At 68.4% G+C, this 12,103-nt stretch carries 8 protein-coding genes; 5 read left to right on the plus strand and 3 right to left on the minus strand.

The annotated features are described in order from the left end of the window. The first annotated feature begins 12 nt into the window (after positions 1-12). The 4 genes from GOY17_RS08860 to GOY17_RS08875 are packed head-to-tail and all read left to right on the plus strand — an operon-like array spanning position 13 to position 5,904. Complete coding sequence (locus tag GOY17_RS08860) at positions 13-1,515, plus strand: complex I subunit 5 family protein (protein ID WP_198173872.1); 1,503 nt, start codon at positions 13-15, stop codon at positions 1,513-1,515. After that, positions 1,512-3,107: a proton-conducting transporter transmembrane domain-containing protein gene (locus tag GOY17_RS08865; RefSeq protein WP_198173873.1), complete on the plus strand. Its 1,596-nt coding sequence runs from the start codon at positions 1,512-1,514 to the stop codon at positions 3,105-3,107. Before GOY17_RS08860 ends, GOY17_RS08865 begins: the two co-directional genes overlap by 4 nt. A 55-nt stretch (positions 3,108-3,162) precedes the next feature. Beyond that, a complete protein-coding gene (locus GOY17_RS08870; RefSeq protein WP_157030101.1) occupies positions 3,163-4,617 on the plus strand; it encodes an efflux transporter outer membrane subunit in 1,455 nt (484 codons plus the stop codon). 30 nt (positions 4,618-4,647) lie between these two features. Next, positions 4,648-5,904 carry a patatin-like phospholipase family protein gene (locus GOY17_RS08875; protein ID WP_198173874.1) on the plus strand — a complete coding sequence of 419 codons (1,257 nt, stop codon included), beginning with the start codon at positions 4,648-4,650 and terminating at the stop codon, positions 5,902-5,904. 21 nt (positions 5,905-5,925) lie between these two features. Here the strand turns inward: GOY17_RS08875 and GOY17_RS08880 are convergent, their stop codons facing one another. Genes GOY17_RS08880 through GOY17_RS08890 form a run of 3 tightly spaced genes read right to left on the minus strand, consistent with a single transcriptional unit; the run spans position 5,926 to position 10,604 of the window. After that, positions 5,926-7,230: a sugar MFS transporter gene (locus GOY17_RS08880; protein WP_115842171.1), complete on the minus strand. Its 1,305-nt coding sequence runs from the start codon at positions 7,228-7,230 to the stop codon at positions 5,926-5,928. Between the two features lie 40 nt (positions 7,231-7,270). Next, the gene (locus GOY17_RS08885) at positions 7,271-8,095 is read right to left on the minus strand and encodes a polysaccharide deacetylase family protein (RefSeq protein ID WP_157030102.1); all 825 of its coding nucleotides are present in this window, start codon (positions 8,093-8,095) and stop codon (positions 7,271-7,273) included. Between the two features lie 4 nt (positions 8,096-8,099). Further along, positions 8,100-10,604, minus strand: coding sequence for a glycoside hydrolase family 3 protein (locus tag GOY17_RS08890; RefSeq protein WP_157030103.1), 2,505 nt, complete (start codon positions 10,602-10,604; stop codon positions 8,100-8,102). A gap of 134 nt (positions 10,605-10,738) precedes the next feature. Here GOY17_RS08890 and GOY17_RS08895 point away from each other — a divergent pair, with 134 nt between their 5' ends. After that, positions 10,739-11,950, plus strand: coding sequence for a LacI family DNA-binding transcriptional regulator (locus tag GOY17_RS08895; RefSeq protein ID WP_232338569.1), 1,212 nt, complete (start codon positions 10,739-10,741; stop codon positions 11,948-11,950). Positions 11,951-12,103: the final 153 nt, after the last annotated feature.

Consider the following 12,103-nt stretch of genomic DNA (forward strand, 5'->3'; position numbering starts at 1 on the left):
AGGAGGGCGGCGGTGACGACGTCGGGCGGACTGTTGCTCGTGCTCGCCGTGCTGGCGCCGTTCGTCGCCGTCATGGCGGGGCTGGTGCTGGGCGGACGCAACGCCGAACGCGTCGCGCTCGCCACCGTCGGCGCGGGGCTCGTGATCGCATTCGAGATCGCGCGTGCGGTGCTCGCCTCCGGTCAGCCGATGGTGTACCTGCTGGGCGGTTGGGCGCCGCCGCTCGGCGTGGCGCTGCGGGCCGATGGGCTGTCGGTGGCGATGATGCTCGCCGTGGGCGTTGTGATCGCCGGCGTCGCGGTCTACGCGCGCAACGACTTCGGTACACCGGTCGGCACGCGCGAAACGCGTGCATCGCTGACGTTCTGGTCGCTGCTGATGGCCGCATGGGGCGCGTTGAACCTCGTCTTCGTCAGCGGCGACGTGTTCACGCTGTACGTCGCGCTTGAGCTGCTGACTTTTGCCGGCGTGCCGCTGGTCTGCCTGGACGGTCGCGGCGAGACGCTCCGTGCCGCATTGCGCTACCTCGTGTTCGCGCTGCTCGGTTCGATGGTGTACCTGCTCGGCGTGTTCCTGCTCTACGGCGCGTACGGCACGCTGGACATCGCGATGCTGGGCGAGCGCGTCGCCGCCAGTCCGCTCACCTGGAGCGCTGCCGCACTGATGACCGCCGGCCTGCTGGCGAAGACGGCGCTGTTTCCGCTGCACCTGTGGCTCCCGCCAGCGCATGCGGGCGCACCTGCGGCGGCGAGCGCGGTGTTGTCGGCGCTCGTCATCAAAGGTTCGTGGTTCCTGGTGGTGCGACTGTGGCTCGATGTATTTCCGGGCATCGTCACGTGGTCGGCTGCGCAGTGGCTCGCGGGGCTCGGCGTGGCCGCGATCGTTACCGGCAACCTCGTCGCGTTGAAGCAGGTACGGTTGAAGCTGTTGATCGCCTATTCGACGGTGGCCCAGATCGGCTACCTGTTCCTGATGTTTCCGCTGGCGGCCGGTGCACGCGCGGCGCACATGGACGACACCGCGGCCGTGACGGGCGGCATGCTGCAGGCGATTTCGCACGCCACCGCGAAGGCGGCGATGTTCATGGCGGCCGGGTTGATCTACGCCACGCTCGGGCATGACCGCGTCGCGGAACTGCGCGGGGCAGGGCGCGCGTTGCCGATGACGATGCTTGCCTTCGCGCTCGCGGGCGCGTCGCTCATCGGGCTGCCGCCGTCTGGGGGATTCCTCGCGAAGTGGCTGCTGATGTCGGCGGCGTTCTCGACCGCGCAGTGGTGGTGGGCGCTCGCGATGCTCATCGGCGGGCTGTTGACCAGCATCTACGTCTTCACCGTGGTGATGCACGCGATGGCGCCGGCGGCTGTTGGCTGGACGCCGAAACGCGCGGTGCCGGGCTATCAGCAAGGCGTGGTGCTCGCGTTGGCGTTGTGTTCGTTCCTGCTGGGCGCAGCCGCGTTGGCTCCGCCCGACCTGATGCGCGTGGGACGTCCACACACCGGATGGGTGGCGCCATGAACGCATGGATCGCCGCCGCGCTCGCTACGCCATTCGTCCTGCTGCTTGCATGCGCGCCCTCGCAGTTGCGTTCGCGCATGCCGGCGTTACTGGCCTTCGCGCCGCTGCCGGCATTGATGGCGGCGCTGCTCGCTTCGCATGACGTGCCGCTGCGCATCGGCCCGGCACGCTTCGCGCTGGTGTTCGCGCTGGACGTGCCAGGCGCGATGCTGCTGGGCGCCGCGGCCTTGTTGTGGATCGTCGCCGGCGTCGAGGCGCGCCGTTATCTGGTCGGCAGGCCCGACGCTGGCGCGTTCGTCGTCGCCTGGCTGATGACGCTGACCGGCTGCGTCGGTGTGTTCCTCGCCGCCGACGTGGTGGGCTTCTACTTCCTGCTCGCGGTGCTCAGCGTCGGCGCGACCGGGCTGGTGCTGCAAGGACAGGGCGCGCAGGCACTGCGTGCCGGTGCGATCTACCTCGGCGTCGCGTTGTTCGCCGAAGCGTTCCTCCTTGCGGGACTGATCCTCGCCGTTCAGGCGTCTCCATCGCGCAGCCTGCTGATCGCCGACGTCGCAACCACGCTGGCGTCATCGGAATCGCGCGACGTGGCGTTGGTCCTGCTCATCCTGGGGCTGGGCATCAAGGCCGGCCTGGTGCCGTTCCATTTCTGGATGCCGCTGGCGTACGGCGCCGCGCCGGTGCCTGCCGCCGCGGTGCTGAGCGGCGCTGTGGTGAAGGCCAGCCTGCTGGCAATGGTGCGCCAGCTTCCCTTCGACACCGCATTGCCGGAATTCGGCCTGCCGCTGGCATGCGTCGGGATGTTCGGCGCGTTGTACGGCGTCGCGATCGGCGTCACGCGGTCGAACCCGAAGCTCGTGCTCGCGTATTCCAGCGTCAGCCAGATGGGATTCGCCATGGCGATCGTCGGCATGGGGCTGGCGAAGGGCAACGCCGCCACACCGCTGATCGCCGCGTTCTATGCCGTGCACCACCTGCTGGTGAAGGGCACGCTGTTCCTCTGCGTCGATGCCGTCCCGGCGACGCGCGCACGTGCCGTGCTCGTGCCGGCGGGCGTCATCGCGCTGGGCCTCGCCGGCCTTCCGCTCACCGGCGGCTTCGTCGCCAAGTACGCAGCGAAGGACGTCTTCGGCGAGGGTGCGTTCGCGACGCTGGCGGTCGCGTCGTCGGTGGCAACGGCGTGGTTGATGTGCCATCTGCTGCGCAGGCTTGCCGTCGACGCGAATCTCTCCGCACGGTTCTCGTGGACGTGGTTCGCGATGGCGGCCGCCTGCGTGTTCGTGCCGTGGTGGATCTACGTCGCCACGCCGATCGGCACGGCGTCGGCGTTGTTGGCGGCGTCGGTGTTGTGGTCGTCGCTGTGGCCGGTGCTGGCCGGTGGCGCGCTGGCGTTGGCAATGACGCGCACTGGCATCAGGTGGCCGGCGGTTCCCGCAGGCGACGTGGGCGCGATGCTGCGCGGTCTAGAGCGCGTCGCCGGCCGGATCGCGACGACCTTCCAGCAAGGCGACATCGTCGTGCGGCGCTGGCACGTGGCGAGCGTGGCGCTGCTGCTGATCGCCGCGGCCTTCTACTGGACGCTGCGCGCGCCATGAACGCGATCCGCGCCATCGCAATGCCCCTTGTCCGGCGCGCCGCGGAGGTATCGACATGAGACTCCTGATCACCACGGCGTTGCTGGTCTTCGCAGCCGGTTGCACGCTCGGTCCCGATTACGCACGTCCGACGATCGACGCACCCGGCGCCTGGCGCGTGCAGCCCGCAGAAGCGCAGGTCGTTGCGAATACCCGGTGGTGGACGTCGTTCAACGATCCGGTGCTGGACGATCTCATCGCGGCCGCGCTCGCCGAAAACCTCGACGTGCGCGTCGCCGCGGCGCGCGTCGAACAGTTCCTGGGCGCGCTCACCGCCACGCGCTCGCGCTTCTTCCCGACGGTGGGGTACGACGTCGATGCCTCCCGCGCGAAGGCGAGCCGCGTGGGGCAGCCGCCGATCCCGGCGGGCGGCGATCCGTACTTCACGCTGTATCAGGGCTCACTGGGCGCGACCTGGCAGATCGACCTGTTCGGGCGCGTGCGGCGCCTGAACGAGGCGGCGCAGGCGCGCGTGTATGCGAGCGAACAGGCGCGACGGGGCGTGCTGCTCTCGCTGGTGACCAGCGTGGCGATCAGCTACATCACGCTGCGGCAACTGGACCGCCAGCTGGAGATCGCGAAAGCGACGGCCCACAACTTCGGCGAGACGGCGCGGATCTTCGACCTGCGGCACAAGGCGGGCGTCGTGTCGCAGACCGAGGTGTCGCAGGTGCAATCGCAGCACGAGCAGGCGCTGGCGACGATTCCCGTGCTGGAACAGCAGATCGCCGCCGTCGAGAACCTCATCTCGATCACCCTGGGACGAAACCCCGGTGCGATCCCGCGCGGGTTGACCATCGACCAGCTGGTTCCGCCGCGCATTCCGGCCGATCTGCCGTCTTCGTTGCTCGAGCGCAGGCCCGACATCCTGCAGGCCGAACAGAACCTCGTCGCGGCCAACGCGAACATCGGCGCCACGCGTGCGCTGTACTTCCCGGACCTCACGCTCACCGGCGCGCTGGGCTCGACGAGCACGTCGTTCGGCAACTTCCTCACCGGTCCGGCCAGCGCGTGGCTGGTCGGCGCCAACCTCGCGGGGCCGATCTTCACCTTCGGCGCGATCAAGGGGCAGGTGCGTTCCGCGGAGGCGCAGAAGGACGAAGCGGTACTTGTCTACCAGCAGACGATCCTCAACGCGTTCCGCGAAACGGACGATGCGATCACCGGTTCGGTGAAGAAGGAGGAGGAACTGGCGCGGCAGGCGGCGCGCGTGACCGCGCTGCGCGAATCGGCGCGACTGTCGCGGCTGAAGTTCGAGTACGGCATGGCGGGCTATGTCGAAGTGCTGATCGCCGACAACGAGCTGTTCGCCGCGGAGATCGCACTGGTGCGCGTGCGTGCCGAACGCAACACGCAGCTCGTGCAGGTCTACCGCGCGATGGGAGGCGGGTGGGTCGATGCGGTCGATCCGTCGCGGGCGACCGGCACCGCTTCGGATACGTCGGCGGAGACGGAGGGCCTGCGGCGGTGATGTTGTTGGCACCGGCATGAGATGAACTGCATGGCCCCTGACTCGCTGCCAGCCCAAGTCACCCTCGCGCGTCGCGCGGCGCGTTTCGTGCCTGCCATGCTGCTGGTCGCGTGCGTCGCCTGCCTCGGCGCCTGCGTGACGATCCCCCGCAATCCCGTGCCCGCGGACCAGACGCCGGTCGCGATGATTCCCGGCATGCCCGACGCGCGCGCCTTCGCCGGGCGGCCCAATGCGTTGATGCAGCGCGATTTCGAACAGTCGATGGAGCAGGAATCGCGAGAGGACTTCCCACCGGATGCCGACGGCGCGGTGCGCTATCCGCATCTAGCATTGTCGGGCGGCGGTGCCAACGGCGCGTTCGGCGCGGGTTTCCTCAACGGCTGGACGCGCACGGGGAAACGGCCGGTCTTCAAGATCGTCACGGGCGTCTCCACCGGTGCGCTGATGGCGCCGTTCGCGTTCCTGGGTTCGAAGTACGACGGCGCGCTCCATCGGTTCTATACGACGACGACCGCGCCCGACGTCTTTACCGCCGGATCGCCGCTGATGGCACTGCTGCGTCGCGATTCGCTGGCGAGCACCGCGCCGCTGGAAGCGCTCATCGCGCGCCACATCGACCACGCGCTGCTGCGCGACGTCGCCGCGGCGCATCTTGGCGGAAGGCGTTTGTACGTCGGCACCGTCGACCTCGACTCGCGCCGCTTCGTCGTGTGGAACATGGGACTGATCGCCACGTACGGCACGCCCGCCGGGGACGATCTGTTCCGCCGCGTGATGCTGGCATCGGCGGCGATCCCGCTGGTCTTTCCGCCGGTTATGTTCGAGGTCGAGGCGAATCGGAAGCGCTACGACGAGATGCACGTTGATGGCTTCATCGGCGCCAACGTATTCATGAACTCCGGCATCTTCAATCCGACGGAGATCTATCGGCGCGCGGGACGATTCAGGCCCTACGAAGACACCTTCCTGATCCACAACGGGCAGCTGCATCCGCGTCCGAAGCCGACGGAGCGCTCCATGCGCGGCATCGCGATGCGGGTCATCGAGACTGCCGGACGCGCCGGCATGGTCGGCGATCTGTTCCGCGAGTTCGCCATCGCGCAGCGCAACGGCAGCAACTTCCACTGGGTGACGATCCCGGAAGATGTCGAAGTGCCCGATCCCATCCTCTTCGATCCGGCCGGAATGACCGCGTTGTACGACACCGGATACGACGCCGCGCTGGCGGGCCCGCAATGGCTGACGAGCCCGCCGGGGATGCTGGTGCCGTCAACGCCCGCCGAGTGAGCGGGCGTTCGAGGCACGCGCTCAATGCATCGCGCGCACCGGCGTCTGCACCGCGTCGTGCGGCAGCGCCTGCACGCCCAGGCGCGAACCGTGCAGGCCGTACCACGCGATGTACGCATAGCAGGCGAGCGGCAGGAAGAAGGCGGCCTGGATGCCGATGTGGTCGGCCAGCGCACCCTGCGCGAGCGGAATGACGGCGCCGCCGACGATCGCCATCACCAGCAGGCTCGAGGCCTTGCCGGTCAGCGGGCCCATGCCCTCGATGGCGGAGGTGAAGATCGTCGGGAACATGATCGAGTTGAACAGGCCGATCGCCAGCACGCTCCACAACGCGATGCTGCCCTTGCTGCCCATCGTGATGGCCAGCAGCACGGCCGCGACGACGGCGAACAGCGCCAGCAGCTTGCGCGCGTCGACCACGGTCATCAGCGCCGCGCCGATGAAGCGGCCGACCATCGCGCCGCCCCAGTACCAGACGAGGTAACGGCTCGCCGTGGCTTCGCTCAGCCCGCCGATGTCCGGCATCGCCATGTAGTTGATCAGGAAGCTGCCGATCGACACTTCGGCGCCGACGTACAGGAAGATCGCCAGCACGCCCCAGCGCAGGTGCGGACGACGCAGCGCCTCGGCGTAGGTGTGATGGCGGCCGTCGGCCGCGTCGGTGGCCTCGCGCAGCGGCGGGATGCGCAGCGCGAACACAAGCACGGCCATCAGCACCAACCCGGCGGCGAGCAGCACGTAGGGCACCTGCACCGACTGCGCCTGCGCCGTGCGGTAGGTCGCCAGCGCTTCGGGCGTCATCGCGGCGAGTTGCTCGGTGCCCAGCACGGCGCCGGACAGGATGAGCGGGCCGATGAAGAACGGGAACACCGTCGTGCCCAGCGAGTTCAGTGCCTGGGCGAGGTTGAGCCGGCTGTGCGACGTCGCCGGGTTGCCGAGGAGGCTGATATACGGGTTCGCGGCCACCTGCAGCAGCGTGATGCCGCTGGCGAGCACGAACAGTGCGGTGAGGAACACGCCGTACGAAGGCAGCTTCGCCGCCGGATAGAACAGCAGCGCGCCGACCGCCGCGGTGAGCAGGCCGATCACGATGCTGGGCTTGTACCCCAGCCGCGACACGATCGAGCCCGACGGCAGCGACATCAGGAAATACGCGCCGAAGAACGTGAACTGGATGAGCATCGTCTGCGCGTAGTTCATGGCGAACACGGCCTTCAGATGCGGGATCAGCACGTCGTTGAGGCTGGTCATGCCGCCCCAGGCGAAGAAGATCAGGCTGACGATGGCGATCGCGGCCGGGTAGGACAGGTGGCGCTGCTGGTTCATGCGGGCTCTTCTCGGTCTTGTGCCGCTGCGGAAGGGGTTTTCAGGGCGCCGCGGCGGGTGGCCGCTGCTGCCGGACGTACGTCATCACGTTGAGGAAAGTATCGACCCAATAGCGGTCGCGGTGGCGGGCCAGGTAGTCGAGCAGCTCCTCGTGCGCCTGCGCGCTGGTGGTGAGGTAATCGCCGCCGACGCCATGGAAGGTGAAGTTCACCATCGTGCCACGCCGCCCGGCGTCCTCGACCATCGCGATCAGCTGTTTGCCGGTCAGTCCGGCCGGCGCGCCCACGGGGACCGCCGCGGGATCGAGCGTCGCCATGTCCGGCGTCACCGCGCCCCCACCGACCTTGATCGCCACGAAGCCGTTCTTCACCAGCGCGGCATAGTCGCCGTCGCTCGCCTTCGACTCGCCGCAGGGCAGGGTGAGCGTGCGTCGCGGACCGGCCCCGTCGATGGCGTCGAGCATGGTGTTCGCAAGCCGAACCTGATCGCGCATCTGCGCGGCGGTGGTGGTGTCGAGGTCGCGCTCCGGTGGCACCCAGTCGCGGTCAGCGCCCGCACCGGAGCACTGGTGGAACAGCGTGTGGTTGCCGAGCTCGTGCCCGTTGCGCGCGGCGGCGCGCCAGTCGGCAAGCCGCGTCGCAATCGGCGGATTCGCCAGCGGCACGTAGAACGAGCCCTTGAACCCGTGGCGATCGAGCGCCGGAATCGCGATGTCGAGCTGCGAATCCAGCGCATCGTCGTAGGCCAGGCTCGCGGCCGCGCGTCGGCCTTCCGGCCACCGGAACGGCGGCGCCGCGTGCGCGCCGAGGACGGGCAACGCCGCCAGTGCGAAGCAGAGCCACGACATCGCGACGCGTCCGGGCATCGGCTTACGGCACCTGCGCGCAGTCGATCGCGCCGGCGCTCTTCGCCGCGCCCGCGACCACCGCGATGCGCGTGAACGCCGCCGAGAACGGCGCATCGGCCGAGACGCTGAAGGGCATGTCCACGCCGCCGAGGTCCACCTTGCGCGCGACGAAGCACTTCAGCGGCACGTTGATCGTGGCCTTCTTGCCGATGCCCGCGCGGGTGATGGCCTGCGTGATGTCGATGCTTCCGCTGCAGGTCTTTCCGCAGCCCATCGTCAGCGTGACGGGCGAAGTCGGTGCGACATCGACTAGGACATCGAACTGCAGCGCGCCGTCGGCCGATGCCATCGCGTTGAGGTTGTTGTTGCCGGCGCTGCGCGAGAACACGCGCGCCGGTGCCAGCCACGTCACGCGCTTGGCGTCCTGCTGGGTGTTGATCTGCGTGGTCGCCACGCGGATGGCCGGCTTGCCCTGCGGGAACTCCAGCGTGTCGTTGAGCGATGCGCCCAGCGCCTGCGTCGCGCCGCCGGCTTCCACGTACATCGCGAAGGGCACCGCGTCGCGCGTGTTGAATACCGGCATGGACGTCGCCGCGCCGCAGGCATCCTGCTTCGGTTCCGGCAGCTTGCCGACCTTGCCGGGCGCCGCGTACGAGAGGCCATGACCGCGCGCGAACAGCGCCGGGCGCTTCGGATCGGGCCGGTTCTCCGGCGCGGGGCAGGGCACGCCCGGCCACGAGAACGACAGCCGACCCTTGAAATCGTGGCGCGGCGTGCCGTTCTGCGCGGCGACCAGGACGTCCGCGATGCCGGCGCCTTCCGACCCCGGCAGCCAGCCGGCCACGAACGCATCGGACAGGTTGATCAGGTCGTTCGCGTACAGCGGGCGCCCCGACAGGAACACGGTCGTCACCGGCTTGCCGTACGCCTTTGCTGCGCGCAGCGCCGCGAGGTCTTCCGGATGGCGACGGCTGTGCGCCATGTTCTCCGAACCGACGATGTCGCCGTTGGTTTCGGCATACGGCGTTTCGCCGATGACCGCGACGACGGCGTCGAACGCATTCGTGTCCGCGCCCGTGCCGTCTTCGTCGAACACGACGTTCTGCGCGCCCAGCGCTTCGCGAAGGCCGGTCAGGACGGTGTCGGCATTGCCGTAGTCGGCGTTGGTGTTGTCGGTGCCCTGCCAGGTCAACGACCAGCCGCCGGCCTGGTTCGCGAAGTTGTCGGCGCTCTTGCCGACCACCAGCACGCGCTGGCCCGGCTTGAGCGGCAACGCGCCGCGCTCGTTCTTCAGCAGCACCAGCGATTCGCGCACCGCCTGGCGGGCGAGGTCGCGGTGCACGGTCGCCGCGGCCTTTCCGGCGAACTGGCTGTCGGACGGTTTGCGATTGAACATACCGGCGCGCAGCTTCACGCGCAGGATGCGCGTCACGGCGTCGTCGATGCGCGCCATCGGGATCTCGCCGCCTTCGACCTGTCTGATCGTGTTGGCGATGAAGGCCTTCCAGTCGTCGGGCACCATCACCATGTCGATGCCCGCGTTGATCGCCTGCGGGCAACTCGCGTTCTCGCAGCCCGGCACCTGCGCGATGCCGTTCCAGTCCGACACGACGAAGCCGTCGAAGCCCATCCTGTCCTTCAGCGCGTCGGTCAGCAGCGCCTTTGAACCGTGCATCTTTCCGTAGTCGACACCGCCGGCGACGTCGTTCCAGCTGTTGAACGACGCCATCACGGTCTGCACGCCGGCGCCGAGCGCGCCGTAGTAACCCTGACCGTGGACGTTCACCATTTCCAGCTTCGGGATGATCGCGTTGCCCTGGTCGCGACCCTGGTCGGTCGCGCCATCGCCGATGTAGTGCTTTGCCGTGGCGACGACCGTGCCGTCGGCGCGCAGGTCGCCCTGCAGGCCGGCGATGTAGGCACCGGCGTATTCGCGCACGACGGCCGGATCGGACGAGAAGCTCTCGTAGCTGCGGCCCCAGCGCACGTCCTGCGCGACGGCCAGCGTCGGCGCGAACACCCAGTCGATGCCCGTGGCGCGCGTGGCCTGCGCCGTGGCTTCGCCTATGCGCCTGACCAGCGCGGCATCGTGCGCCGCGCCCAGTCCGACGTTGTGCGGGAACAGCGTGGCGCCGAAGACGTTGTTGTGGCCGTGCACGGCGTCCGTGCCCCAGATCACGGGGATAGCTACACGTGCCTTCATCGACGCCGCGTGGTAGCGGTCGGCGAGCTTCAGCCAATCCTCCACCGTCGCACGCTTGTTCATGCCCGGCCACGAGCCGCCGCCGTTGAGCACCGAACCGATGTGGTAGCGCTGCACGTCCTCGGGCGTGATCGACTTGATCTCCGGCTGCGTCATCTGGCCGACCTTCTCGGCCAGTGTCATGCCTTTCAGGATCGTCGCGATGCGCGCTTCCAGTGCCTCGTCGCGTTTGACCGCGCTTTCGATGCGCGGCCAGTCCTGCAGTTGCGCCGGCGGTGCGGCGTTCGCGCCGAAGTGCGCCAGGCCCAGTCCCATCACCAACATGCCCGTTCCAACGAAGACTCTCGCCTGCACGATCTGCTCCCTGGCTGGATACCGCAGTGACGCAGGCCGCGATTCGCGCATTCGACGCGCCGACGGCCGGCGGTTGACAGCGCTGTCAATACAAGGCGAGGCTGGTGAAGTCAATCGTCGTCGACGTGTCGTGGTGCATTCGGCGATCAGGCGCCCATTCCGCCGCGCGTGCCTGCGCAACGGCTGTTGCGACGCAGCACGACGATGCGCACGAAAGTTGTCGATGGCGCGAGTTCGTCGGCGTGGCCATCGGGTTGCAGGACGGTTCTGGCACCATTCGCAGCGGTTGGACGACCAGGGAGCGTGCAATGCGTGTTCGGATCGAGGATGTGGCGGAAGCCGCCGGCGTGTCGATGAAGACCGTCTCGCGCGTGCTCAACAACGAGCCCAACGTGCGCGAGGAAATGCGCGCGCGCGTGATGAAGGCGATGGACAAGCTGCAGTACAAGCCCAATCCCTCGGCGCGGAGCCTGGCGGCGCAGCGCTCGTACAGCGTGGCGCTGGTCTACAACAACCCGTCGCGCAACTACATGATGGAAGTCCAGAACGGCATGCTCGAAGCGTGCCTCGCGAACCACTACAACCTGTTCCTGGCCCCGGTGAGCGTGGGCCGCGAACGCGTGGCGGACATGCAGGGGCTGTTCCGGAACTTCGGTCCCGACGGGGTGGTGCTCATCCCGCCGCTTACCGACGACGCGCAGCTGATCAGCGTGCTGGAGCAGAAAGGCGTGCCGTTCGCCTGCATCGCACCGAAGAACGCCGCCGGCCGCATCGGCGTGGCGATGGACGAGACATCCGCCGTGCTGGACATGATGGCGCGCCTGATCGACCTGGGGCACACGCGCATCGGCCACATCAAGGGCGCGGCCAAGCACGGCGCCTGCCAGTGGCGTTTCGACGGCTATCGCGAGGCCCTGAAGCGCGCCGGCATCCGGTTCGACCCGGAGCTGGTGGTGCAGGGCGCGTTCTCGTACGAATCCGGCTGTGCGGGCGCGCAGCAACTCCTGGAGCTGGCCTCGCCGCCGACGGCAATCTTCGCCGCCAACGACGACATGGCGGCCGGCGTCATTCGCATCGCGGCCGAACGCGGACTGTCGGTGCCGCGCGATCTTTCGGTATGCGGCTTCGACGACACGCCGATCTCGCGACACATCTATCCCGCGCTGACCACCATCCGGCAGCCCACGTCGGAGATGGGGCGGCTGGCGACGCTGGAATTGCTCGCTCGGATCAAATCGCCGGGAGCGGGACGGATGTTGCGCGTCGATCACGCGGTGCTCATGCGCGAGTCCACGCAGGCTCCGCGGCGTCGCTGATTTTCTTTGCGGTAGGAATGTTAGCGCTCTCATTCTGCGCGCCGGTGGCGTGGAGTCGCTGCGCTGCAACATCGAAATACGCTGGAAAACAAGACTCCGCGCACACTCGAAAGCCGTCTTCACGGTCAAAGTTGACAGCGCTGTCAACCCGAG

Source organism: Lysobacter soli (genome assembly GCF_009755585.1).
GTDB classification, from domain to species: domain Bacteria; phylum Pseudomonadota; class Gammaproteobacteria; order Xanthomonadales; family Xanthomonadaceae; genus Lysobacter_J; species Lysobacter_J soli.

Excerpts from the sequence above, each read along its gene's own strand:
- GOY17_RS08865 (WP_198173873.1), top strand. The coding sequence starts at position 1,512 with ATGAACGCATGGATCGCCGCCGCGCTCGCTACGCCATTCGTCCTGCTG.
- GOY17_RS08870 (WP_157030101.1), top strand. The coding sequence starts at position 3,163 with ATGAGACTCCTGATCACCACGGCGTTGCTGGTCTTCGCAGCCGGTTGC.
- GOY17_RS08875 (WP_198173874.1), top strand. The coding sequence starts at position 4,648 with ATGGCCCCTGACTCGCTGCCAGCCCAAGTCACCCTCGCGCGTCGCGCG.
- GOY17_RS08880 (WP_115842171.1), bottom strand. The coding sequence starts at position 7,230 with ATGAACCAGCAGCGCCACCTGTCCTACCCGGCCGCGATCGCCATCGTC.
- GOY17_RS08885 (WP_157030102.1), bottom strand. The coding sequence starts at position 8,095 with ATGCCCGGACGCGTCGCGATGTCGTGGCTCTGCTTCGCACTGGCGGCG.
- GOY17_RS08890 (WP_157030103.1), bottom strand. The coding sequence starts at position 10,604 with ATGTTGGTGATGGGACTGGGCCTGGCGCACTTCGGCGCGAACGCCGCA.